Origin of the sequence: Kosmotoga pacifica, from assembly GCF_001027025.1 — a bacterium.
Lineage (GTDB): Bacteria > Thermotogota > Thermotogae > Petrotogales > Kosmotogaceae > Kosmotoga_B > Kosmotoga_B pacifica.
In genome coordinates this window covers 2,102,421-2,127,120 of the sequence record NZ_CP011232.1, presented here as the reverse complement: position 1 = coordinate 2,127,120, position 24,700 = coordinate 2,102,421, and the positions used below count along the sequence as shown (strand labels likewise).

Here is a 24,700-nt window from a genome sequence, read left to right as displayed (position 1 = left end):
TCATATGTCGAGATTATTGACGGACAGAGCATGCCGTTTGATGAAATCGCGCCTTTCTCCTACTTCACTTCCCATTAAAATACTGAAAACTCTATCCGCTTCTTCGGCATCTTCCATCTCTATTCTAATCAATTTCCTTTTCTCTGGATCCATAGTTGTTTCCCAAAGCTGGTCAGGATTCATTTCACCAAGACCTTTATATCTCTGAATATGGAACCGCTTATCTCCGTTTTCTTTCACAAAAGCTTCCAGTTCCTCATCGGAATAGAAATAGTACTTCTTACGATTTACTTCAACTTTGTAAAGGGGAGCCTGAGCAATGTAAACCCTACCTGTTGATATCAGTGGAGTCATATAACGATACAGAAGCGTGAGGATGAGAGTCCTTATATGAGCACCGTCAACATCAGCATCGGTCATTATAATTATCTTCCCATACCTTAGTTTATCCAGATTAAGGTCATCACCTATTCCAGTACCAACAGCTATTATGATGTTGTTTATCTGTTCATTTTTGAGCAATTTCTCAAAGCTCGCCTTTTCCACATTCAATATTTTCCCTCTCAGGGGAAGGATTGCCTGGAATTCTCTGTCTCTGGCTTGTTTTGCAGATCCACCGGCAGAGTCACCTTCGACGATGAACAATTCAGTGTTGTCGAGATCCTGAGAGATACAATCTGCTAACTTCCCAGGCAACGTCGTGTTTTCCAGCGCATTCTTTCTCCGTACCATTTCTCGAGCTTTTTTTGCTGCGAGTCTTGCTCTAGCTGCATCAACTGCTTTTGAAATGATGGCTTTTACTTCCTTCTGATTGTATTCAAAAACCTCTGATAACTTGTCTCTAAGGACTTTAATAACAGCTTCATACGCTTCTTCATTCCCAAGTTTTGCTTTGGTCTGTCCTTCAAACTGTGGCTCGCGAACAAAGACACTCAAAACAGCTGTCAATCCTTCTCTCACATCTTCGCCCTGTAGATTGGGATCCTTTTCCTTAAGAATATTGAACTTCTTCGCATAATCGTTCACCAATTTGGTCAGAATTGTCTTAAATCCCGTAAGGTGTGTACCACCTTCGACAGTCTTTATGTTGTTTACGAAAGTCAAAATATGTTCCTCAAAAGAGGTTGTATATTGTAAAGCAAGCTGCACTTTTATGTCGTTGAATTCTCCCTCGATATAATAAGGTCGCTTGTTGATAGGGGTCTTCTTTCTATTCATGAACTTAACGAACTCCACTATACCGCCTTCGAAGTGAAATACTCGCTTTTCACCTATTCTCTTGTCTTCGAAGATTATTTTCACCTTAGGATTTAAAAATGCGAGCTCCCTCAATCTGGATTCCAGAATGTCGAAGTCAAAATCTGTAGTAGTAAAGATCAATTTATCGGGCTTGAACCAGGTCTCTGTTCCCCTTCTATCAGTCTTTCCAATGATCTCCACAGGTGTGGTAGCCACGCCTCTTTCGTAACGTTGACGGTGAATTTCTCCATCCCTGTGAACTTTTACTTCGAGCCATTCAGAAAGTGCGTTTACAACGGAGACACCGACTCCATGTAATCCTCCACTTATTTTATAACTATCCTTCGAAAACTTTCCTCCAGCGTGAAGAGTAGTCATGACGACTTCCAGTGCACTCGTTCCGGTATCTGGATGCACATCCACCGGTATACCCCTTCCATTATCAATAACTCTCACTGTACCATCTTCAAAGATAGTAAGCTCAATCAGATCACAATAGCCTGCAACAACTTCGTCGATACTGTTGTCAACGACTTCGTAAACAAGATGATGAAGACCTGCTTTTCCAGTCGAACCTATATACATACCAGGCCTTTTCCTTACAGGATCAAGTCCTTTAAGTATTTTTATACTCTCGGCATTGTAACCCTTTTCTGACATTTGTACACCTCCAGCTATCTCTTGGGAATGAATTTTATGCGGTTCACGAGTCTTGAACCGAGATATTTATTGATTTTATTCATTATGACTGTTTTCTTTATGGAAAGCTCATGGAGCCAGACACCATCGTCAGCACCAACGACAAGTGTTCCTTCAGAATAATCAACGATCCTGGAATGCTGCGCAACAACAGCTCCAACAATTTCCGGCCATTCATTTTTTAGTCTTAAGATCTTCAATTTCTTCAAAAGGGGATTGGTTCTTGAAAGTTCATCAAGAACATCGGATAGAAGTTTGTAACTCCTTTTCAAAATGATATCCCCTTCCAATTGTCCTCTTTCGTCATGACATATCCTTCAAAATTGTCCATGAGGATCCGGGTATAGCCATCAGGAAATTCCTCGATCAATATCTTGTTTTCTATCCGTCTAACAGGAACAATACCAGCACTTGTATGTGTTAAAAACACCTCATCGGCTATGAAGAGTTCCCAGGACATAACTCTTCGCACTTCGACTTCCATCTCCATTGCTCGCGCCAATTCGAGTACATTCTCTCTGGTTATTCCTGGCAAAAGTCCAGAGCTTTCATGAGGGGTAATAAGTTTCTCATCCCTCACCAAAAATACATTGGTGAATGACCCTTCACAAAGTTCTCCCCTCTCGTTAAGAAGTAACAAATCGTAGCAATCGCCTAAATGGGTTCTTGTCAGAAAACTCCATGGTGTACCGATCAGTTTTATCATTCCAGGTACTATGGCTTCCGAAGGCCTAATGAACGGGGATATTCCCACTTTTACTCCAAGCTCGTAGATGTCCTTTGACATCTCAGGGAGTTTCTCGAAGAGTAACAGAAAATTCTTCCCGGCTAATACGATCCTTATTCTCAATTCACCATCTACTTTGTTCCTCTCTATCCCTTCCATGACAAGGGAAACGAGCTTTTCAAAGTCCGGAATGCCATCTTCGATACCAATCAATTTGGCTGAATTAAGGAGCCTATCGTAGTGTTTTTTCAGCGCAAAGGGAAGTCTGTTGTAAGTCCTCACAACCTCATAGAGTAAAAGCCCCTTTATAAACCACTCCGATTTGATATTAATCGAAGTGTCTTCGTCAAATTGCCACTGATTTGCAATGTAATTCTGCACTGGAAAATGCCTCCGATTCAAGAATCTCGTGTGTTCTCACGGTGACGAAATCTTGTGGGAATATCCCGGAAATTTTATGATGAATAAAATATTCATCGTATCCGAGACTATAACCGCTTTCCTTTCTCTCAATGAGAACCTTACTCTCGAGTCCTATATGTTTCATGAGATATCTCTTTGAACTCTCTTCAGCAACTTTCTTTAAAATCGTTGCACGGTTTTTCTTTACATTTCCCGGTAGCTGACCCTCCATATCCGCAGCCTCCGTACCAGGCCTCGGTGAAAACCTGAATATGTGTACCTTTAGAAACCCGACCTCTCGAACAAATTCTAGGGTATCCTTGAAATCTTCTTCTGTCTCTCCAGGAAACCCGACTATAACATCTGTTGTGAAAGCAAATCTGGGATTAACCCGACGAAAGGCATCGACTACTGATATATACTTAGCCCGTGTATAACCCCTTCTCATCAAGCTCAACACCCTATCAGAACCGCTCTGAAGTGAAAGATGAAGGTGTTGTGCTACTCTATCTGGGTTACTGGTTATCAATTCAACTAATTCATCATTGATCAATCTGGGATCAAGAGAACTAAGTCTTATCCTCCACTCACCATCTATCGAAATCAATGTACTGAGCAACTCGGTCAAAGAAGTACGCCGGTCGTAACCATAATAGCCAATGTTGATACCTGTCAGAACGATCTCTTTGAACCCGGCATTTATAAGTCTCGTGAATTCATCCACTACGAGCTCAGGTGGTTTGCTTTCAATGCGTATTCCTCTGGCAAGCCTTATACGACAATAAGTACATCTATTCAGACACCCGTCTTCTATACCAATGTACGCTCTTGTTCTTCCCTCAGGACTGGAACTCACTCTGAAGTACTCAGCTTTGTGATAGTGTACAGAACCGTTGCTCCCTAGAAGATTCAGGAGTGCTTCTTTTATATTCCTTTTTTGTTTGACTCCCATTACGAGATCAAACCCCAGCTGTTTTAACTCATTCGGACTGGTCTCCGAATAACAGCCAACAACCACAAATAAACTACCGGGAGACTTTTTCTTCAGTCTTCGATAAAGTTGTCTGAGTTTTCTTTCAGCTTCAGCGGTAACAGTACAGGAGTTGATAATATACACATCAGCTTCTTCATTGTTAAAAGCCACAAGGAACTGGTCATTAAGTCTCTCTGCCATCCCCTGTGATTCATACTGGTTTAACTTACAACCGAGGGTAAAAATAGATACTTTCTTCATTTATTGTTCATCTTTCCTTCCAGAGATACGTGAATTAGATTTATTCTTGTGAAAACACCGAGAAGCCTGTGGTCATCGTCCACAACGGGAATGGCCTTGAGCTTTTTCTTTATTAGAAGATCGGCAGCATGGATCGCCGTATCTTCAGGATGCACCACTATGGGGGGAGTCACCATGAACTTTGAAACGGGTTCATCTTTGATTTCACCTATCCTTCTCACAAATTGATGGGTGTCCGGTATAAAAGATGCACTCTGCAGTAATGAAAAATAACTTGGAAGGGCACTATTTATGATGTCGCTTTCACTTATGTAGCCCACCACACGAAAATATTCATCAACTACCGGAAAACCAGATCGCATCTTTCTTATACAATTGATCACAAATTCTTCAACCGTCTCATCTTCAAAAATAGCTGATACATCTTTGATCATCGCGTCATAAACTTTCATCGAATCACCTCAATCTACTTATCTCAAAGGCATCGGTGCACTTGCTTATATCTTCAATCGAGATAAATTCTTTGCCTATGAATTTTGTCTCAGCGATCGCGGCTGCCATACCCAACTTTGCTGCTTCGAGGAACTCGTTTTTATTCTTCAGTAATTTATACACTACACCAGCCACGAAGCTATCGCCCGTTCCAAGAAGGTGTGACCTCTCGATATGTGCTTTAGCTTTAAGCATCCATACACCTTCGGAAGTGGCAATAACATCGCCTTCAATCCTATAAGAAAGAATGGCCATTTTACTCCCCAGTTTCACAGTTTCCATAGCCGCATCAACAAAGTCATCCAAAGTATTCAGGTTTCCACCAAGATAATTATTCTGGCTTCTTAAATCAGGTTTCGCTACGGTGAATACTCCATTTTTCACCGCTATCTCAAAATGTTCGCCGATGGCTTCAGACACTACTATCTTACCGGCGGCTTTTGCAAGCATACCGAGTTTTAAATAGTAATCTGTCGGTACACCTGGCGGAATACTGCCTGACATCACAACACATTCAGCCCTCTTTAATGAAACACTATATCTTCTTTCAAACTGCATCAGAGCCCTCTCGTCGATATTTGGCCCCAATGAGTTTATTTCCGTTATAGTGTCGTTTGAAGGATCAATTATTGCAAGGTTTTCCCTGGTTTCTTCTTCAACGTATACAAAGTTTGTCGTTATGAACTCACTTAGAGTTCGTAGTTTTTGTTCAACAATGGAACCAATGAATCCTCCTAGAAATCCCATAGCCATGTTTGGGATTTTCAACCCCGAGAGAATGAGAGATACGTTTATACCCTTTCCGCCAGGTTCCATTACCGAGTATTTCTGATTATTTATTCTGTGCAGTTCGTTGATTCTAAAATTGCTAACAACAACCTCCCTGTCAAGTGCAGGGTTCAGTGAAACTGTTAATACTTGCAAGAGGTACACCTCCGGTATTCGTACTGTGTAATCAGCTGCCTGTCATCACAAAATTCTCTGGATTACCTGCATATAAAATTTTACCATTTTTTAGATGTATCAACAAATCGGCAATGTCTAAAAGCCTGTGAGAAAAACGCGAAGAAATTAGAAGTGTCCGGTCACCTTTGGAGTCGAGAAGGAGGTTTTTAACAACCACACAGGATTGGTCATCAAGGTGGTCTAAAACGTTGTCAATAATGACAATTTCCGGGTTCCTTATGAGTGTAGAGTAAATGAGAAGGGTTAGCTTTTCAGCTGAAGGCAATGAATGTAAACTGATTTTTGGATTTAGATGAAGGATGTCTTGAAGCCCAAGGAGACGCAATAAGTCCAGCTCTTCGTCTGTAAGGTCTTCGAAGCTGAAGTCCTTGCCTTTTAAAAATTTAAAAAATTCGATGATGGTGAAATTGTCCATGGCGTATAAAAAAGAAGTGTCGATATAAGCTATTTTTTGTCTTAACTCTCTTCTAGGTAATTCTTGAACAGGTATACCGTTAAACTCGATTCGTCCGGTTCCTTCGACTTTGTCAAAGAGTTCTTCATTCAAATGGATAAAAGATCTCAGCAATAAAGATTTACCGGAGTTTCTTGGACCATATATGAGTGTTATTTCCCCACGTTTTATAGTGAGAGTGATATCATCGAGCTCATTTTTACCGTTGATTTTAAGATCAAAATGTTCCAAATAAAAAGCAGTCTCATTCATGAGACTGCCCTTCCTTCCCGTTTTTTTCTTCTGTATTCATATAGCTTGAAAGCCGTCTTACGACTTCCTTATTTGCGATTTCGTCACCTCTCATGGCACGCTTAATCAGATCTATTTGTGAAAGAATTTTTGGACTCGTGGCTATTTTTGTCAGGATCTTTTTAGGCCCCATTTTCTCACGTCCCTTCACAGTCCTTTTGATATTATACTCTGGTCACTTTTACAACCAATGATATAAAAATTAAGGAGACTTTTCTAATTAAAAAAGGGCCTATTTCTCGGATTTTGAGCTAGTCAGCATTCCAACAAGGGCTTTGAGCTGTTTGCTTCTTGAAGGGTGTCTAAGTTTTCGTAAAGCTTTAACTTCAATCTGTCTTATTCGCTCCCTTGTAACATTAAAGAATTGTCCAACTTCCTCCAAGGTTTTAGTTTTACCATCCAGAAGACCGTACCTCATCTTTAAAACCATCGCCTCTCGGGGGCTTAGTGTGTCTAAAACCTGGTCTATGTGCTCCCTCAGAAGCATTTTCATTGCAGCTTCCTGTGGTTTTTCAATGGACTCATCGTGGACAAAATCTCCCATGGTCGATTCTTCATCACCACTGATAGGAGACTCCAGTGAAACTGTTTCCTTAGACGCCGCAAGGATTTCTTCTATCTTTTCAGGTGGTTTACCAGTTAATTTTCCCAGTTCTTCGACGCTGGGATATTCACCGTGCTCCTGCAAATGCTCTCTGATTACTTTGTTAACCTTGTTTATAGTTTCTACCATATGCACTGGTACTCTTATAGTCCTCGCCTGATCGGCAATGGCTCTAGTTATTGCCTGTCTGATCCACCACGTGGCGTAAGTACTGAATTTATAGCCTTTTTTCCAATCAAATTTTTCAACCGCTTTTATCAAGCCGATATTGCCCTCCTGGATCAAGTCGAGGAAAGATAGACCCCTTCCAATATATCTCTTCGCTATAGAAACTACCAGTCTGAGGTTGGCAGTTATCAACTCTTCCCTCGCTTTTGGATCGCCCTTCTGTGCTCTTCGCGCGAGTTCACGTTCTCTGCTCGGGGTAAGAAGAGGGATCTTCCCGATCTCTTTGAGATACATTTTTATCGGATCTTTCAATGATATGTTGTCGTACATTTCAGGTTCTTCCTGTTCTAACAGCGAGGAGAGTTCTTCGGTCTCCACCACTTCTTCAGATTCCTCCTCTTCATCGGGAGACTTTTCAAGAATTCTGATCTTGTTCTTCTCAAATTCTTCGTAGATAACTTCAACAAGAGAAGAATCAAAACCCTCGTAGTCAGGTGGGAAGGCATTGTCTATATCCTCATAGGTAATGAAACCTCGTTTCTTACCCTTTTTCAATAGTTCCTTAATCCGTTTCTGAATTCCCTCATTGGTGAGTAATGTTCCGTTTTCGTTCTTGGTTTTCGATTGTTTGGAAGCACCCTTTCTGGTCTTTTCACCTGCCATGGTTATCACCACCCTCACGCGTTTTCCTCAACAGGCGGGATAATTCCAGCCTTCTTATCAACAAAGAATTCTTCGTTTCTCGATCAGTCACTCTCTTGATCTTCCTGTCTATTTCTTTTATTTGTTCCATTATCAAAGAAGCTCCTACTCGTGTTTCAACATCCTGAATGATTTTTTCAGCCACTTCACTTTCTATCATATTTTCAGATAATTCTATCAATTCTTCGCCCAGTTCTCTTGACAATGACTTCAATAGATCCTCGAGTTCTAAAGATCTCTTAAGTAATGGTACCAACTTCTTAAGGTTGTGAACATCTGATAGTTCAAGGGCCCGTACGACGCGTTTTCTCAGACGGGGGTGTGAAAAATAAACACGCATCAGCTCCCTTTCGAGAGGGGTTAGCATTTTCTTCTCAACAGAAATTTTTTCAATTTCCGAGTTCGAACGCCCAAAATAACCCATCAAATCGCTCTCTGAATATCCAGTGATTTCAGACAAGGCACGCATTAACATACTATAACTTGCCGAATCACCAGCGCTTTTGTATTTAATCGCCGTTGGTTTCAACAAATTTATGAGTTTTCCTTTTCCAGGCCCTGAAGAAACGTCGATTCTTTTTGCGAAGTACTTTACACGAAATGCTGGAGCTGGCAGGGAGTTTTTCAAAACTTCCTTTACTACTTCTGAGCCCCTCGCGACGAAAAGATCAGAAGGATCCTTCGTATCAATATACCTAGCCACAGCTATCGAGAACCCCATTTTTTCAGCCAGTTCGAGGGAACGTAAAGCTGCATTCTGCCCTGCTTCGTCTGAATCATAGAACAGAAGAATATTCGTAGTGTAGTTTTTTATGATCATCAAATGCTTTTCGGTTAATGCGGTTCCAAGAACCCCGACCACATTCTCTATACCAGCTTCAAAAAGAGCAATCACGTCAAAATAGCCTTCCGCAATCACTACGTAGTCGAGAGTTTTAATAGCTTTTTTGGCCTTGTCTAGGTTGAAAAGAATCTCTTTCTTTTTGAAAAACCTGGTTTCTGGTGAATTAATATATTTGGCACCAGTAGATGACCCTATAATACGACCACCCAAGGCTATTATACGCCCTGCATCGTTGAAAATTGGGATTATTATTCGCCCAGCAAATCTATCTATAAGCTCGTTGCTTTTTTTTAGAGCTACACCGGCCCTTATTAAATCATCTTTCGAAATTCCATATTTTGACTGAAGCTTTCTGAGAAAAGTTCTGTCCTCTGGAGAAAAACCAATCTGAAACATATCAATTGTTTCCATGGTTATCTTACGTTGCTGTACCAGATATTTAAGAACGGTCTCATTTCTTTTGTTTAAGAGCTCCTGGTGATAGGCTCGGGCTACTTTACTAAGCGTCTCAGTGTAGATGTCATACGCTGTCGACATTTTAAAATCAGAGGGGATAGATACACCCGCAAATTCTGCAGCCTTTACAACGGCTTCCACGAAACTGAGGTTTTCTATTTTCTGAATAAAGCTGATGGCATCGCCGGATTCACCACATCCGAAGCAATGAAAATACCCTTTGGTCGGACTCACGTAAAAAGATGGATCGCTGTCACTGTGAAAAGGGCACAGACCCCTCATATAATTGCCTGACTTTTGCAGAGCAACATAACGCTCTACAAGCGCCACAATATCAATCCTTTTTTTGACTTCCTCCACAAATTCTCTGTTGAACACTTAACCACCACCGGGCAGAATAAGTGGGCCTGCTGAAGACAGGCCCACAATAAAAAGGCAGTTTAACGTTTGGAGAACTGAGGAGCCCTTCTCGCTTTTTTGAGGCCGTATTTCTTTCTTTCGACGACTCTGGAGTCGCTGGTAAGAAGTCCTTCTTTTTTCAGGAGAGGTTTGAGGTCGGTGTTGAACTCAACAAGAGCTCTGGAGATTCCAAGTCTTATTGCTCCAGCTTGACCGGATAGACCACCGCCAGAGACCCTCATAACGATATCAAACTTACCGAGTGTTTCGGTAAGGATAAGGGGCCTCAGGGCATGTCTCACCCAAGCATCATTGTGAAGATAACTCTTCAGATCATTGTATTCTTTCCCGTTTATTCTAAATTTCCCATTTCCAGGTCTCAATCTGACACGAGCAACGGATGACTTTCTTCTACCAGTTCCATAATATTCAATCAATCCCGCCATCTACTTAACCTCCTCACTTCACAAGTTCGACGGCTTCCGGTTTCTGCGCATGGTGTTTGTGATCCGGTCCGGCGTAAACTTTGAGTTTCTTCAGCATTTTGTCACCAAGCTTTGTCTTCGGTAGCATGCGCTTCACTGCAAGTTTGATTACCCTTTCAGGGTGTTTGCTGAGCATTTCTCTAGCCGATCTTTCCTTGATGCCTCCTGGATATCCAGAGTGTCTATAATATTTTTTCTGGTCGAGCTTTTTACCGGTAAGTCTGACTTTTTCGGCATTCACAACAACAACGAAATCCCCTGTATCAACGTGAGGGGTGTAGGTCGGTTTGGCCTTGCCGGAAAGGATTAAAGCAATTCTAGTCGCAAGCCTTCCCAAGGTCACATCAGTTGCATCGACAAGATACCACTTTCTCTCAACCCTGTTACCCTGCGGATCGGCAAGATAATGCTCGATCTTCTTGATTTCACCTTTTCTTTTCGTTTGAACGGTGAATTGTCTGGTACCGATTTTATACATTGACGTCTTTTGTATATTCATTCATATTCCTCCTTTCGGGTAACACCATAGCCCTTATTCGCCATACACACTGACGTACTTTCGATTCTTTTTCGTTTCGAAATGTACCTTGCCGTCGATAAGGGCATAAAGGGTGAAATCCCTTCCCACACCTACATTTTTTCCGGGATGTATCTTAGTGCCTCTCTGCCTGATAATAATAGTGCCAGCTTTAACAAGAGAGTTCTCCCCGCGTTTAATGCCGAGATATTTGGGATTACTATCCCTGCCGTTTCTTGCTGCACCACCGCTCTTTTTGTGGGCCATTCAACTCACCTCCGCCTTAATACTCGATTTTCTCGATCAGAATCTCTGTGAACCACTGCCTATGGCCGTTAACTCTGTCGTAATTCTTTCGCGGCCTGAATTTCACGATTCTGATCTTTTTGTCTCTTCCGTGGCGAACGACTTTGCCAATAACCTTAACACCTTCGAGGTAAGGTTTGCCCACTTTGGTACCCGAATCATCCCGAAGGAGTAGCACCCTGTCAAATTCGATTCGATCACCTTCGGAGTAGTCTCGTTGCTTCTCCGTACAGAGCGTCATACCCTCAGTTACTCGATACTGTTTTCCTGAGGTTTCAATAACTGCGTACACTGTTACACCTCCTCATGCAATAGAAATCAGCTGAGTCAGGTACCAGAAGGCTTTATAACCTGCCTCAAGCTTTGTTGAACACTACTCTCGATATTTTAACACATTTTAAGTGCATACCCGGGGAAATTGGTAAAATTTTCTTTAATTTTTTCGTTGCTAAAACTTTCTGACAGGATATTATCCAATACAAAGATCTTTTTGGATTGACAGGTATGTGAGGTCTGGTATAATTTTATTGTTCGGAGGCGTATCCTAATCGGCTAAGGAGCCGGTCTCGAAAACCGGTGGGGCATTGCCCCTTGTGGGTTCGAGTCCCACCGCCTCCGCCAGAGGGCGGTGATCCGCCCTCATTTTTTGGAGGTGTGGATATGTATTTGAAAATGGTAAAAAGTTTGCTCGACGAACGAATCAAAGCCGGTAAGGTGAACTATTCCGTACCTAGAGAGTGGTTTCCACCACGTTATGATGGAACAGTTAAACTCAGTGGAAAGTGGATCTTTGTTAACCCATATGAATTCGGTTCCAGCATTTGCTCATACATTCTTTCAAAAGAGAAAGAGGGCGTTAATTACCTTCAGTCGCTGGCAAAGATAAGAAAAGAAACGAACCCTAACTGGATACACAAATCAAACATCTATGGTGCATTTATCAGATCTACCGCTGCCTATGGCCATCTTCACCCGGATCAGTTCGAACCGATAGATTCTGAAGGATATACAGAAAGCGGAACAATACTTAAAATGATCTTCATGTTACCGTATTTGTCAGGCATGGGTATCGATACGATATATTTTTTGCCTGTAACAAAATATAGTGACCTCTTCAAAAAGGGAGAAATTGGCTCTCCATATTCGGTGAAGAACTTCTTCAAGATAGATCCCAGTTATCATGACAACTTGCTTGATGGGATGAATGTGAATGAGGAATTCAAGGCCTTTGTCGAAGCGGCACATGTGCTCGGGATCAGAATAATACTCGACTTCATTCCGAGGACCTCTGCACGGGATTCTGAACTCATTCTGGAGCATCCTGAATGGTTCTACTGGATCGACGTTTCTGAACTAGAAAGCTATAGTGCACCTAAAATTCCTGAACTGGGATTTGAAATTCCTTCGGATGACAATCTTGAGATCATTTACAAAAACTCCACGGTGAAAAATCATCTTAAAAAATTCAGAAATGCACCTAGTATTACACATCCCGAAAAATGGGAGAATTTCGTCTCTAAAAATAGAAACAATCCAGATTTCCTTAACGAACTGGTAGATACTTTTGGAGTGATAACCCCCCCAGGGTTTTCCGACTGGGTGAACGATACGCAACCTAGCTGGGATGATGTCACGTTTCTGAGGTTCTACCACGACCATCCTTTCAAGGCCGCCAATTACCTTGACGATGCCAATTCACAACCTCCATATATCCTTTACGACGTAATCAAAGCTTCTCTTTTCCCTGGAAAAAAGCCTATGAAAGAGCTGTGGCACACCATTGAAAATATAATGCCCTATTTCAATGGGAATTTCGGTATCGACGGTGCGAGGCTGGATATGGGACACGCATTGCCTGTTGAACTTGAAAAAAACATAATCATGAAAGCTCGAAAGGCCGACCCAGCGTTCGCCATAATAGCCGAAGAACTCGTTATGAGTAACGATAAGAAGTCCAGGGAATCAGGCTATAACGGTATACTGGGAAACACGTGGTGGATGGAGCCCAGGATCGAGGAAGGTAAATTAAAAGAACTTTGCTATAACGTCCTTCCCTCTCTCAAACTTCCTGCACTGGGAGCCGCAGAAACACCTGATACTCCCAGAGCTGCAGCGAGAAAGGGTGGGGTGGCCTTCTCAAAGTTTGCTACCACCCTGAACTTCTTTTTACCTAATGTCATTCCATTCATCAACTCTGGTCAGGAAATATTCGAAGTTCAGCCCATGAACCTTGGATTGGACAACACCAAAGAAGGCAGATACATGTTACCGAGGGACGATAGATTCTATGGAAAACTCGCTTTTTTTGATTACTACGCCCTCCACTGGAATTCCGACGATAATATGAAAAGCCTGATCAGTTCTCTGGCAAGAATTCGAAGGGAAAATCTGAGCTTGATCTCTCCCGAGAATTTAAGAACATTATTTGAAGGAGACATTAGCCTTATCTGTTATCTATACTGGGACTCAAAGAAAGGCCTTTTGGTAATTGCTAATGCAGATTTTTCAAATTCAAAAGAACTATCAATTGACCTGGGATACTATACCTGGAAGGGTCAACACGATGTGAAATGGCGCCTTAGAAACTACAGAGAAGATGATTCCGTATGGAAAGTTATTGGGGCATTAAACCTGACGGTGAGCCCCGGAGAAGTAATGATTGCAACGATAGAATAAAAAACAGGCTTTTCAGCCTGTTTTTTATTCATTTGGCTTAACCAAAAATTTTATCGCTGTTCTCACTTCACCGTCGATTTCTACATCGGCAAACGATGGGAGACAGATGAGATTAATACCGCTAGGAGCTACATAACCCCTTGCGATTGCAATGGCTTTTACTGCTTGGTTAACCGCTCCGGCACCGATTGCCTGAAGTTCCGCAATCCCCTTTTCCCTGATAACCCCGGCTAAAGCACCAGCAACTGCATTGGGTTTAGAATTGGATGCTACCTTCAAGACCTCCATGGTTGCTACCTCCTTTGTGTCCCTTGCAATGACCGGAAGATGGCGCGCCCGGCAGGATTTGAACCCGCAACCATCGGATCCGAAGTCCGATGCTCTATCCAGTTGAGCCACGGGCGCGCATAACAAAATGGGGTGGCTGGCGGGATTTGAACCCGCGACCACCTGATCCACAGTCAGGCGCTCTGCCAGCTGAGCTACAGCCACCACAACGAAAGAAGTTTAAATTTGGTGCGCCCGGCAGGATTCGAACCTGCAACCCTCGGATTAGAAGTCCGATGCTCTATCCATTGAGCCACGGGCGCTGGAGCGGCCGACGGGACTCGAACCCGCAACCCTCGGCTTGGAAGGCCAATGCTCTACCAATTGAGCTACAGCCGCTTGCCTGGTCGGGGAGACTGGACTTGAACCAGCGACCTCCTGTGCCCAAGACAGGCGCGCTGCCATCTGCGCTACTCCCCGTCGCTGGAATAAATATATCAGATTTTGTCTTAAACGTCAATATCCCAAGCATGCCAAAGCGCTAATGAAAAGAAATCTTCATAAATCTTTCGCTACAACTGCGATTGTTACCGAATAAACGTCAAAAAAGCTTTTTTCAAACCTGAAAATCTCCATCCTCCAGAATTGATCGATATTGATCGATGATGTTCTCGTCCTCTCCCGAGTAGATTGAATTTCACATTAGTAATGAAAATGCATAACAACAGAAATATTGAAGATGTATTATTTTACTGACCGGTAAGTAAATTTTCTCTGGGGGTGAACAAATGAGGTTTGTAGACAACATGAAGCAGTCTATGCTGAAGCAAGCAGGTAAGTTCGTAGGCAACGTGGTCAGAAACTCATCTGAAGAGACCATGTACAGGCTCTTCGCTACTGTTGCTGCGCTCAGCAAGGAACCAGCGAAAAGTGGTCTCAAAAAACTTGCAAATATGGCCAAAGAGAAACACCCGATGATTCAATCGTGGAAAGAGATATTCCAGAAAGCCAGTCCAAAGGCTGTTGAGAAAGTAATGACGAACCTTGTAATCAACGAGTTCGCTGTCGGCGAGAAGATCAGACAGCAAAAGATGATGGAGCACGAATTAGTACTTCCAAAACTGCTCGTTATCAGTCCCACTTACGCCTGTAACCTCAATTGTGTTGGATGCTACGCTGGGTTGTATGGAAGAAAATACCAGCTTTCTAAAGAGGAAGTCTGGTCCCTCATACGGGAAGCAAACGAACTCGGCATCTATTTCTTCATCATCACTGGTGGAGAACCTTTTGTATGGCCCCATCTTTTCGAAACCCTTGAAGAGTTCAATGACAGTTATTTCCAGATTTACACCAATGGTACCCTGATAACAAAAGAAAAGGCGGAGAAACTCGCCGAACTCGGTAATGCTACTCCGGCCATTTCGGTGGAAGGCTTCGAAGCAGAAACCGATTGGAGAAGAGGAAGAGGTGTCTTTGCAAAGGTTCAGGAAGCCTGGAAGAACCTGAGGGAAGCTGGCGTGATTTTTGGTGCATCCGTTACCGCCACAAAGATGAATCACGATGTAATGATGAAAGACGACTTCTGGGACTTCTTGAAGGAAAGCGGAGTTTCATATATTTGGGTCTTCCAGTTCATGCCTGTTGGTATGAATCCTTCTATGGATCTCGTGCCTACTCCTGAACAGAGATACGAGAGGTTCTTCAAGACGGAGGAGCTAAGACTGGGTGGTAAATTCGCTTTTGTCGCCGACTTCTGGAACCATGGCTTCCTGACTCATGGCTGTCTTGCCGCTGGTTCAAAGTATCTGCATATAAATGCCAAAGGTTACGCAGAACCCTGTGTCTTCCAGCAGTTCGCTGTCGATAGTATAAGAGAGAAGAGCCTGCTGGAGATCTTAAAATCTCCATTTTTCGCCGCATACAAGAGAATGGTACCATATAGTAACAACCTCTTCAGACCCTGTCCGATCATTGACAACCCGAAGGTACTCAGGGCTATGGTGAAAAAATTCAACGCCATCCCTCAACATGACGGCAGTGAAAGGGTCATTACCGAACTTGCACCTGAACTTGATAAACTCGCTGAAGAGTGGAAAGTATATGCCGACAAGCTCTGGTACGAACATGGTTATGCTGAAACCCATCCTTCAAAACGAGGGGTTTACGACTTTGAGGTAAGAATGAGGAGGTACGCAAACAACGAAGAAAAGCTCGCCCTTGATAAAAAGGCCTGAGATTGGCGGTGGATCCCCGGTGAAAAAGAGAATGAGCACAAGAGAAAAAATCTTAATGGCGGCCCGGAAGGCTTTCGCTGAGAAAGGGCACGATGGTGTAAGTATGTCCGAAATAGCCAGTAATGCCGGGGTAAAAAAGGCGCTGATATACTACTATTTTCCCAGTAAGGAAGACCTCTATTATGAAGTCTGGCGCTATTCGCTGGATGAGCTTGAAGAACATATATTCAGAGAAGTTGAAAATGAGAACGTGTACGTAAAAAAAATAAAGAGACTTCTGAAAGCTTATGTAGATTTTGTGACGAACAAAAAAGAGATAATAAAAATCATCCAGCGTGAAAAGGAAAACCTGACTCGAAAAGATCAGGAAATGTGGAAAAAAGTTCATAAAAGGTATATTGAATTCAGAGATAAAATTTCTGGTCTTATCGAGATGGGGAAGAGCGACAAAAAAATTTTAGAAGTTGTGGACTCAGAGGTTGCAGCCGAACTAATACTGAATGGATTGAATGCAACAGTTGACCCCGATAAGCTTAACGGAATAAGAGAAATCATCTGGAGAGGCCTGATAAACAGTGATAACGAAAAAGCCGGGGATTAATCCCCGGCTTTTTTGGTCAACGTCTTTTTAAATCCAAAACCTCTTTAAATTTCTCGTAATAGTGCTTACTCTTTTCATCTTTTTCAAGTATTCGCATAAACAACTCATCCACTACAAAGGATTGAACGATCCTCGTCGCTATTCCACCGTCCCTCAAGATGAGTTTCTCAAAATAAGTGTTCAGCACAACATCGGCTTCTCCTGAGAGCAAAGAGCTTTCAGGTGCGATAGAGATAATTGTTGCGCCAAAACGTTTCGCATGTCTGACAGCATCCAGTAAATCTTTAGATGTTCCTGTACTGGAAATCGCGATAACAACGTCTTCTCCTTCGAGGCGGGAAGCCGATATCATTTGCATGTATCCATTCTCAATATGTTGTACTCTCTTACCAATGAGAACTAGTTTATGGTAGAGATCAAGAGCCTCGATGGAATCAAAACCAAATGAGTAGATATCAACATATCTGGCGTTACTAACAAAAGTTGAAGCTCTTTCCAGTTCAGACTTATCGAGGTGATTGAGTTCAGCACCAATGAGTTCAACTACAAAACCACTATAATCACCAAAAGCTTCATGCACATCATCCAGGTTTACATTTCTAGCCATGGCGAGGTTCATTTCTGATGCGAGGGTCAGCTTTAGCTCCGAAAAACCATTAAATCCTAGTTTTTTACACATTTTAATCACCGTAGAAGGAACAACACCACATTTAGCGGCTAAAGCCTGAACCGACATTTTCACGGAATTCTCCGGATCTTCGAGCATGAAGCGCGCTATTTTCTCCTCTATTTGCGTGAGGGAGCTTAGTTTTTCGTTGAATTGATTAACAAAGCTCTTTTCCATTTTATTCCTCCAATGGCTTAATCAATGAATACTTGAGAAGGATGTAATAGGCTCTCATTACCTCCTGAATCCATTTAGGTACATATTTTTCGTAATTCTCGTCATCGAAGGTAAAATCAATAACACCTTCGCTGATGCCTGCACGTAAGTTTTGACCGAACGCGAGTTGATCTTTACTCGCTTTCATGATGATATCATAGACCACCGAGTCAACATGCTTCAACGAACAAGCCAGAATGGTTCCTGGCTTGAATCCGATTATATTAGAGTCCACGCCAATTACATATGCATTTCTCCTAGCAGCCTCATCGATAACGCCAATACCAGTACCTCCGGCGATCGAAAGAATTATATCAACACCTTCGTCGAACTGTTTTGAAGCCAATTCTCTTCCCTTGGTCGGATCAGCCCAGCTGCCAGCAACACTGAAAATCACCCTCGCGTTAGGTGTTACGAGCCTCACACCACTTTCATAGGCTGGTTTCATCTTATTCATCATCGCCGGATACGTATCTCCAGCGATTAATCCAACGACGAGTTCCGGATTTGCACCAAGGAGTTCCGAACGTGTGACTAACCCTGCAAATATCCCGGCCAAAAAAGCCATCTCTTCATCGTAAAATCCAATGGAATAAACGTTGTTCATTGATATATCGAGAACCCCATCTACAAGAGCAAATTTTTGACCCGGGAATTCAGTTGCTACCTTTTTCACAGATTCAGGCATGCCTTCAGTAAGCGTAATGATCAGATCATACCTCTTCGATGCCGCCATTGATCTCAGTAGAGGTTCCCACTTTCCGGGATTGTAGCCCCCTTCAACGAGTTTTACTCTTATTCCGGCCCTCTCAGCTTTTTGGGCACCGGAGGCGACAAGTTCATAGATCGGGTTACCCCCAATTTCACCTGGGATGAGTATCCCGACATTGAATTTCCCAAAAACACTAAATGCCATCAGTAATACAACAAAAAGAACTGCAAACTTTTTCATACCGTCACCCCCGTGGTAAAATCAGTAAGAAAAGAACAAGAAACCTATGTTTCCGGTATAAAAAATATTATTCGTTTTAGTTTTCTTCGATTTTGCTTACAAAAGAAAGTATTGTTAATTCTCAAAACAAGGACAACTTAGCTTCAAAGAGAGCTTCTTACAATCATGGATAGAGCCCTCGTTTCTGAATAGCATAAAGGACTCTATTTATGGCAAGAATATATGCTGCTGTTCTCATTTCTACATCATATTTTTTAGCTATCTCTTTGGTTTCAGTATATGCCTCATTCATCATCATTTCGAGACTCTCTCTTATTTGCTCGATCTTCCAGAAGAATGCCTGTAAGTCTTGAACCCATTCAAAATAAGAAACTGTTACACCACCAGCATTTGCTAAGATATCCGGAACAACAAGCACTCCCTTTGATCTCAAAATCTCGTCCGCTTCAGGTGTGACAGGCCCATTTGCCCCTTCGATTATGGCTTTTACATTTATCAGATTGGCATTCTCGGCAGTAATCGAATTCTCAAGTGCTGCTGGAATAAGAACATCCGCCTTGATAGAGAAGATATCTTCACGGCTTATTTTCTTTCCATCTGAAAAAGTGTCTACTCTACCGTATTTTGATTTGTGCTCTATCAATGCTTTGATATCAAGCCCTTGGGGATTAAATATTCCACCCTTACTATCGCTGACCGCTATCACTCTGGAACCGAGTTCTTTCTGACTGAGAAGAGCTGAATATTGCCCGACATTACCAAATCCCTGAACAACGATGGTAGCCTTTGAAGGATCAACTCCAATGTCTTTACAGGCCCGACCCACGCAAACTTTCACACCTCTACCTGTTGCTTCTTCTCTTCCTTTTGATCCCCCTAGATCCACGGGTTTGCCTGTAACCACCCCTAAAGAAGTATAACCCACATTCATGCTGTAGGTATCCATGTACCAGGCCATGACATCGGAGTTCGTATTGACATCAGGAGCAGGGATGTCGTTTTGTGGACCAATAATAATTTGAATCTCTGAGAAATACCTACGGGACAGTCTTTCGAGCTCCTTCCAACTGAGTTTTTTAGGATCCACCCTGATCCCACCTTTTGCGCCTCCATAAGGCAGGTTCATTACGGCTGTTTTCCATGTCATCCAGAAAGCCAGGGCCTTAACTTCGTCAAGATTGGTATTAGCGTGATACCTTATACCTCCTTTTGCCGGTCCACGTGCAGTGTTGTGCTGAACCCTAAATCCCGTAAATACCCTGACTGAACCGTCATCCATTTGTACCGGGAATTCTACGATGAGAGACCTCTTTGGCCGTCTCAGGATTTCTGCGTAATCATCTGGTATGCCAAGAACTTTAGCGGCCTTATTGAATTGAGAAACAGCAGTTTCGTAAAGGCTCATTTTCATTCACTCCCCCTTCCTATTCATCGTTGGACCAATCCCCACCATAAGTTTTTTTTAATTCTGGATCCTCCGACCAATTGAATTTTCCAGGTTCCATTTCCAAATGAAACAGCACCTCTTTCCCTGATATCTCATAGGATTTCAATATCCAGCCACTACGGATAAACTCCATGAGTTCTCTCAAGTCAGAGGTAATTCTTCTCTCCATAATTTCACCCCCATGCAATTATGTTCGCGCTGGTTTATGAGAATAATTAACTTTCGAAATTTCTTTCATTACTTCAACAATCAACTATTAAATTTCTCAATTTTTTCTGCATGAAACGATAGTTTTATTATCGGAGGTTGTGGATAAAGTAGAATCAAGTTTAAGCAAAACAATTTCGAAATAATAACTCAATCATCACCAGATAAAGCAGTAGCGAACCGTTGGAAAGCAATTCAACGAACCGAAGAAGGTTTTGTTCAAATATTGAATAAAATGAGTTATAATGTAGAGGAAAGCTTCTTTACGGAGGGGATAAGATGCTTGACGTGAAAACCACTTACAAGAGTTTTGAAAATTACGCTCAGTTCATTTCCACAACTGACTATGACGAAATCAGAGAACTATCACAGGAACTGGAAGGCCTGAGGGTTCTCCACATCAATGCGACTGCTTATGGCGGCGGTGTTGCTGAAATATTGCACACACTTGTTCCACTGATGCAGGACATAGGACTGAAAGTGGAATGGAAGGTAATCGAAGGAACTCAAGAATTCTTCGAATTCACCAAACGAATGCACAATGCGCTTCAGGGTAAGGAAGATAACTTAACCGAAGCAGATAGAAATTTGTTCTATGAAATAACTAAGAAGAATTCTGATGTGGTATTCAACGATTATGATGTAATTGTGATTCACGATCCTCAACCGGTGGCATTGCCAAAATTCGTAGATAATAGAGGCAGTGTAAAACTAGTGTGGAGATGTCACATCGACACTTCCACTCCAAACCAACAGTTCATCAACTTCATAGACTCCTTCATGGACTACTATGATGCAGGCATATTTACTCTGAAGAGATACGCGGGTCAACTAAAGGTTAAAAGGCTGTATGAAATTCCCCCTTCCATTGACCCCTTAAGTGACAAGAACCGCGAGCTTACAGATGAAGAACTCAAAGAAGCGATTAACAAACTCAAGATCGATCCATCCAAGCCGGTAATCACGCAAGTATCTAGGTTTGACCCATGGAAAGATCCGAAAGGTGTCGTGGATGTTTACAGAAGCCTTAAAGTGAAATACCCCGATCTACAACTCTTACTCATTGGTTCAATGGCTACTGATGATCCTGAAGGCTGGGAGATTTACGAGGACCTTCTCAGATACGTTGGAATGGATTACGATATTAGAGTGCTATCAAATCTCAATGGAATCGGCAACATTGAGGTAAATGCCGCTCAGAAAATCAGTCAGGTAGTCCTGCAAAAATCTCTTCGCGAAGGATTTGCCCTTACGGTGAGTGAAGCTTTATGGAAGGGTACGCCAGTAGTTGGTGGTAACGTAGGAGGCATACCTCTCCAGATAGAACATGAAAACAATGGTTACCTGGTTAATAATATCGAAGAAGCCATCCGATACACCGACAATTTATTAGCTGATGCTGACCTCCGCAAGAGAATGGGACTTGAAGGCAAGGAAATCGTAAGATCAAAATTTCTCATAACCCGACACCTGAAAGATTATCTTAAGCTGTTCAGAGATATGGTAAAATAATTACTTTTTCAATTTCTTCCTAATATAATGTCTAAGCGCAAGGAAAGCGGCTCCTCTTTGCCATCCTTGCGCTGATCCTATCTTTCTTACTTCAGGGAAATATCCCCAATCTTCAGGAATTTGAGCAATCATTTCGGCTTTGATATCCTCAAAAATCCAGTTTGAAACGAGCCCTTCGCCACCTATCCATACAAGCGAGGGTCTGAGGAGTAAAGATATATTCGCGATCGATTGACTGAGTTTTTTCAGCACCGGTTGATAATTTTCCCTATTTTCACCTCTCGCCGCCAGTTTTCTTATCTGTGTAATTATTTCTCTATATTCTCCAAAATGTTCAATGAATTCCTTGATTGGAGGTCTATCATCGATCAAAGAGTATTCAGAAGCAACGGTCTCGAGGCACCCTCTCCTGCCACAATAACACGGTTCTCCTTCGGGATCGTATGTCATATGTCCGAGTTCAAAGATCGTTTTTCCATCACCGCTCGTCAGGATATCCTCTCCGTCAAAAAAAGAAGCCCCTATACCCACACCAAAAGTGACAGTTAGAGAAGGGCGATCGAAAATACCGGATTCCAACATTTGCCCGACATGTAAAGCATCCACATCATTACACAGGAGAAAGTCTATTCCCCTTGACTTCAGTGCTTCTTGAAATTTGAATTCTTTCAGCTTCAAAATAGGAGAATCGAAAATCTCTCCTTTCTTAAGATCTATCGTTCCTGAGATAGCAAATCCCAGAGTTAAAGGTCTGTAGTTGAGAAACAATTTTCTGAGCTCCTGCGTGATATGCGATCCAAGATCCTCAATGCCATCAAATGGAATAACAATCGTTTCAACTTCAGAGAGAGAGAAATCAAAAACAGTGGCTTTTAAGGACTCACGCCCAATCTTGATACCCATCACATTACCATATTCAGGGTCAAGGGAAATCCACTGATTTGGCCTCCCGCGGCCCGAAGGAATATTTTTTACCTTTACCATACCCAACTTTTTCAGACTATCCAATAAATAACTGAGGGTGGAATTTCTCACTCCTACTTTTTTCGCTAAAGCACTCCTCGGTACCTCTTTTTCCACAAATACCTGTTCCAGCAATCTCGTTAGATTATCCCACCTGATCTCATCTACTCTCACAATCTCACCAGCTTATCTTCATTTTATGGTCCAACCTACCATACCTTTAACATAATATCGCTGAAGTAGCAAATAAATCAAGATGGGTACGATCATAACCATTATAGATGCAGCAGAAAGGAGCCCCCAATCAACATGATAAACTCCGCGCATTAACGGTACACGTTGAGTCATCAGAAGCTTATCAGGAGAATAGATGAGGATCAGAGCGAGGAAGAAGTCACTCCAGACCCACGTGAATTGAAGGGCAGAAGCTGACGCCACAGCGGGGAAGATATTAGGCAGGACAACGCGGTAAAATATCTGGAAATCACTCGCACCATCGATACGTGCCGCTTCTTCAATAGATATGGGCATAGTCTTAAAGTAATTTCTCATAAAAAAGGTGATCCACGGTGTTCCCCATGCGGTATGCAACAAAATCAGTCCCAGATAACTGTCTACAAGCCCCAGATCGCTCATCATCTGAAAGATGGGAACAGCTATCATTTGTTGTGGCAATGTCAGTGTAAGGACTACAGCGATTATGAAGCCCTTTCTGAGTGGAAAATTATATCTAGACAACCCATAACCCGCAAGCGTAGCTATAAACAGTGGCAGTATAGTAGCGGGTAAAGCTATGATGATTGAGTTTTTCAGTCCCACAAACAAGGGAGCTGTGGGATGATTGAGAGCTTTGAAAAAATTGCTGAAAGTGGGAGTGAATTCCTCGAAGTGCCACCAGCCATTGATTACTTCATCAAACGGTCTTATAGCCGTCATCAATATACCTATCACCGGTAAGATCCACACCAGACCTACAAGCCATGCAAAAACATTCAAAGCGATCCTAATTCCCAATTTTCTCTTTGTCATTCTGCCTCATCTCCAGCCGATTTAATCATAGGTATCGCAGCTATAAGGGTAGAAAGTGTTATAAGGACGGCGACAACAGCAGCCTTGCCAAAATTCCATTCACGGAAACCATACATATACATTTGCAGTGCGAGAACATTCGAAGCTCCGCCAGGCCCTCCCATGGTAGCCACATACACGATGTCAAATATTTTCAACTCCCAAAGAAGTGTCATAGTTACAACAACAACGGTAATTGGCTTTAAAAGGGGTATAGTGATGTTGAAGAACATTCTTACCGGAGAGGCACCATCTATCTGAGCAGCTTCGTAGTAAGATTTCGGAATGGTTTCCAGACCAGCAGAATATAAAATCAAACTGAATCCTGTCCACAGCCATATAGAGCCGAATATCAAGGCCAACAACGATGATTCAGGATAGGCTGTCCAGGTCTTTATTGGTATACCAAAGACACCAAGAACCATATTCACAACACCAACATTTGCATCGAACATAAACCTGACCATAATCCCTCCAACTATCATCGGCATAACCATTCCTAAAAAGATTATTGATCTTATTATGGCTCCTCCTTTAATATTTCTCAGTATGACAGCGAGGAACAATCCCAGAAAGGTAGTAAGAGGAAGGTGAATAGCTATCCACATCAGATTGTGTATCAGTGCTCCAAAAGGGAAACCTCTTTCGAATCCTCTCGGATCGACGATGTCTCTGCTGGTCAGAACTTCTTTGTAATTGGAGAGAGTGAGCTTGCCATCTTCTCCCACAAAGCTGAGTGTTATCGTCCTGATCGTTGGGTACAGAACGAAGACAGCAATGAGAAAAGCGGCTGGTAGAATGAACATCAAAAGGTGTCGAACACGCGCTTTCCGCAGAATCACACTATCTTCTCCTTTCAATATGAAGAAGGCCCCCCTCGAGGGGCCTTCCCTATGCAACTAAAA

26 protein-coding genes and 6 tRNA genes are annotated in these 24,700 nt (G+C 42.4%); 5 read left to right on the top strand and 27 right to left on the bottom strand.

The genetic code is table 11. The features are described 5' to 3' along the window. From gyrB to rplU, 14 genes are all read right to left on the bottom strand, one after another. Positions 1–1,899 carry a DNA topoisomerase (ATP-hydrolyzing) subunit B gene (gyrB, locus tag IX53_RS10165; protein ID WP_047755266.1) on the bottom strand — a complete coding sequence of 633 codons (1,899 nt, stop codon included), beginning with the start codon at positions 1,897–1,899 and terminating at the stop codon, positions 1–3. A gap of 14 nt (positions 1,900–1,913) precedes the next feature. Next, positions 1,914–2,210 (bottom strand): DciA family protein, encoded by a 297-nt coding sequence (locus tag IX53_RS10160; protein ID WP_047755265.1) that lies wholly within the window; start codon positions 2,208–2,210, stop codon positions 1,914–1,916. Then, positions 2,207–3,046 carry an aminotransferase class IV gene (locus IX53_RS10155; RefSeq protein WP_053001298.1) on the bottom strand — a complete coding sequence of 280 codons (840 nt, stop codon included), beginning with the start codon at positions 3,044–3,046 and terminating at the stop codon, positions 2,207–2,209. Before IX53_RS10155 ends, IX53_RS10160 begins: the two co-directional genes overlap by 4 nt. After that, positions 3,012–4,301, bottom strand: coding sequence for a tRNA (N(6)-L-threonylcarbamoyladenosine(37)-C(2))-methylthiotransferase MtaB (mtaB, locus tag IX53_RS10150; protein ID WP_047755264.1), 1,290 nt, complete (start codon positions 4,299–4,301; stop codon positions 3,012–3,014). The genes IX53_RS10155 and mtaB overlap by 35 nt, the downstream gene beginning before the upstream one ends. Then, positions 4,298–4,753 (bottom strand): CBS domain-containing protein, encoded by a 456-nt coding sequence (locus IX53_RS10145; RefSeq protein WP_047755263.1) that lies wholly within the window; start codon positions 4,751–4,753, stop codon positions 4,298–4,300. Before IX53_RS10145 ends, mtaB begins: the two co-directional genes overlap by 4 nt. Positions 4,754–4,757: 4 nt before the next feature. Further along, complete coding sequence (locus tag IX53_RS10140) at positions 4,758–5,726, bottom strand: 1-phosphofructokinase family hexose kinase (RefSeq protein WP_245612723.1); 969 nt, start codon at positions 5,724–5,726, stop codon at positions 4,758–4,760. Positions 5,727–5,748: 22 nt separating this feature from the next. Beyond that, positions 5,749–6,465 carry an ATP-binding cassette domain-containing protein gene (locus tag IX53_RS10135; RefSeq protein WP_047755261.1) on the bottom strand — a complete coding sequence of 239 codons (717 nt, stop codon included), beginning with the start codon at positions 6,463–6,465 and terminating at the stop codon, positions 5,749–5,751. After that, complete coding sequence (locus IX53_RS10130) at positions 6,458–6,637, bottom strand: hypothetical protein (RefSeq protein WP_047755260.1); 180 nt, start codon at positions 6,635–6,637, stop codon at positions 6,458–6,460. The genes IX53_RS10135 and IX53_RS10130 overlap by 8 nt, the downstream gene beginning before the upstream one ends. A 99-nt stretch (positions 6,638–6,736) precedes the next feature. Then, on the bottom strand, positions 6,737–7,939 hold the full coding sequence (gene rpoD, locus IX53_RS10125) for an RNA polymerase sigma factor RpoD (RefSeq protein ID WP_047755259.1): 1,203 nt from the start codon (positions 7,937–7,939) through the stop codon (positions 6,737–6,739). After that, a complete protein-coding gene (gene dnaG, locus IX53_RS10120; protein WP_047755258.1) occupies positions 7,929–9,656 on the bottom strand; it encodes a DNA primase in 1,728 nt (575 codons plus the stop codon). Before dnaG ends, rpoD begins: the two co-directional genes overlap by 11 nt. A gap of 62 nt (positions 9,657–9,718) precedes the next feature. Further along, positions 9,719–10,123: a 30S ribosomal protein S9 gene (gene rpsI, locus IX53_RS10115; protein ID WP_047755257.1), complete on the bottom strand. Its 405-nt coding sequence runs from the start codon at positions 10,121–10,123 to the stop codon at positions 9,719–9,721. A gap of 13 nt (positions 10,124–10,136) precedes the next feature. Then, positions 10,137–10,661, bottom strand: coding sequence for a 50S ribosomal protein L13 (rplM, locus tag IX53_RS10110; protein ID WP_047755256.1), 525 nt, complete (start codon positions 10,659–10,661; stop codon positions 10,137–10,139). 33 nt (positions 10,662–10,694) lie between these two features. Continuing rightward, positions 10,695–10,946, bottom strand: a complete 252-nt coding sequence (gene rpmA, locus IX53_RS10105; RefSeq protein ID WP_047755255.1) for a 50S ribosomal protein L27 — start codon at positions 10,944–10,946, stop codon at positions 10,695–10,697. A 16-nt stretch (positions 10,947–10,962) separates the two neighbouring features. Further along, positions 10,963–11,277 (bottom strand): 50S ribosomal protein L21, encoded by a 315-nt coding sequence (gene rplU, locus IX53_RS10100; RefSeq protein WP_047755254.1) that lies wholly within the window; start codon positions 11,275–11,277, stop codon positions 10,963–10,965. Between the two features lie 241 nt (positions 11,278–11,518). On the opposite strand from rplU, the gene IX53_RS10095 reads away from it, so the two are divergent. Then, positions 11,519–11,606, top strand: a tRNA-Ser gene (locus IX53_RS10095). A 39-nt stretch (positions 11,607–11,645) separates the two neighbouring features. Next, entirely contained in the window at positions 11,646–13,661 is a 2,016-nt protein-coding gene (locus IX53_RS10090) for an alpha-amylase family glycosyl hydrolase (RefSeq protein ID WP_047755253.1), read from the top strand. A gap of 24 nt (positions 13,662–13,685) precedes the next feature. Here IX53_RS10090 and IX53_RS10085 read toward each other — a convergent pair whose 3' ends face one another. From IX53_RS10085 to IX53_RS10060, 6 genes are all read right to left on the bottom strand, one after another. Further along, positions 13,686–13,949 (bottom strand): stage V sporulation protein S, encoded by a 264-nt coding sequence (locus tag IX53_RS10085; RefSeq protein WP_047755252.1) that lies wholly within the window; start codon positions 13,947–13,949, stop codon positions 13,686–13,688. Positions 13,950–13,989: 40 nt separating this feature from the next. Further along, a tRNA-Arg gene (locus IX53_RS10080) sits at positions 13,990–14,066 on the bottom strand. Positions 14,067–14,077: 11 nt separating this feature from the next. Then, positions 14,078–14,153, bottom strand: a tRNA-His gene (locus IX53_RS10075). A gap of 22 nt (positions 14,154–14,175) precedes the next feature. Further along, positions 14,176–14,251, bottom strand: a tRNA-Arg gene (locus IX53_RS10070). Beyond that, a tRNA-Gly gene (locus tag IX53_RS10065) sits at positions 14,252–14,327 on the bottom strand. Between the two features lie 5 nt (positions 14,328–14,332). After that, positions 14,333–14,408 (bottom strand) — tRNA-Pro (locus tag IX53_RS10060). A gap of 308 nt (positions 14,409–14,716) precedes the next feature. On the opposite strand from IX53_RS10060, the gene IX53_RS10055 reads away from it, so the two are divergent. Both IX53_RS10055 and IX53_RS10050 read left to right on the top strand, forming a co-directional pair. Further along, complete coding sequence (locus IX53_RS10055; RefSeq protein ID WP_047755251.1) at positions 14,717–16,162, top strand: radical SAM protein; 1,446 nt, start codon at positions 14,717–14,719, stop codon at positions 16,160–16,162. 19 nt (positions 16,163–16,181) lie between these two features. Continuing rightward, entirely contained in the window at positions 16,182–16,763 is a 582-nt protein-coding gene (locus IX53_RS10050) for a TetR/AcrR family transcriptional regulator (RefSeq protein WP_218916067.1), read from the top strand. A gap of 16 nt (positions 16,764–16,779) precedes the next feature. Here the strand turns inward: IX53_RS10050 and IX53_RS10045 are convergent, their stop codons facing one another. The 4 genes from IX53_RS10045 to IX53_RS10030 all read right to left on the bottom strand — a co-directional run bounded on the left by IX53_RS10045 (position 16,780) and on the right by IX53_RS10030 (position 20,214). Continuing rightward, a complete protein-coding gene (locus IX53_RS10045; protein ID WP_047755250.1) occupies positions 16,780–17,607 on the bottom strand; it encodes a MurR/RpiR family transcriptional regulator in 828 nt (275 codons plus the stop codon). Between the two features lies 1 nt (position 17,608). Continuing rightward, the gene (locus tag IX53_RS10040) at positions 17,609–18,598 is read right to left on the bottom strand and encodes a BMP family ABC transporter substrate-binding protein (protein WP_047755249.1); all 990 of its coding nucleotides are present in this window, start codon (positions 18,596–18,598) and stop codon (positions 17,609–17,611) included. 163 nt (positions 18,599–18,761) lie between these two features. Beyond that, positions 18,762–20,009 carry a Glu/Leu/Phe/Val family dehydrogenase gene (locus IX53_RS10035; protein ID WP_047755248.1) on the bottom strand — a complete coding sequence of 416 codons (1,248 nt, stop codon included), beginning with the start codon at positions 20,007–20,009 and terminating at the stop codon, positions 18,762–18,764. Between the two features lie 13 nt (positions 20,010–20,022). Then, positions 20,023–20,214 (bottom strand): hypothetical protein, encoded by a 192-nt coding sequence (locus IX53_RS10030; protein ID WP_047755247.1) that lies wholly within the window; start codon positions 20,212–20,214, stop codon positions 20,023–20,025. Positions 20,215–20,531: 317 nt separating this feature from the next. Between IX53_RS10030 and IX53_RS10025 the strand changes: the two genes are divergently transcribed. Beyond that, the gene (locus IX53_RS10025) at positions 20,532–21,764 is read left to right on the top strand and encodes a glycosyltransferase (RefSeq protein WP_047755246.1); all 1,233 of its coding nucleotides are present in this window, start codon (positions 20,532–20,534) and stop codon (positions 21,762–21,764) included. Here the strand turns inward: IX53_RS10025 and IX53_RS10020 are convergent, their stop codons facing one another. Genes IX53_RS10020 through IX53_RS10010 form a run of 3 tightly spaced genes read right to left on the bottom strand, consistent with a single transcriptional unit; the run spans position 21,765 to position 24,637 of the window. After that, complete coding sequence (locus IX53_RS10020) at positions 21,765–22,901, bottom strand: ROK family protein (RefSeq protein WP_047755245.1); 1,137 nt, start codon at positions 22,899–22,901, stop codon at positions 21,765–21,767. It lies immediately after the preceding gene. A gap of 18 nt (positions 22,902–22,919) precedes the next feature. Then, positions 22,920–23,756 carry a carbohydrate ABC transporter permease gene (locus tag IX53_RS10015; RefSeq protein WP_047755244.1) on the bottom strand — a complete coding sequence of 279 codons (837 nt, stop codon included), beginning with the start codon at positions 23,754–23,756 and terminating at the stop codon, positions 22,920–22,922. Continuing rightward, entirely contained in the window at positions 23,753–24,637 is an 885-nt protein-coding gene (locus tag IX53_RS10010) for a carbohydrate ABC transporter permease (RefSeq protein WP_047755612.1), read from the bottom strand. Before IX53_RS10010 ends, IX53_RS10015 begins: the two co-directional genes overlap by 4 nt. Between the last annotated feature and the right edge of the window lie 63 nt (positions 24,638–24,700).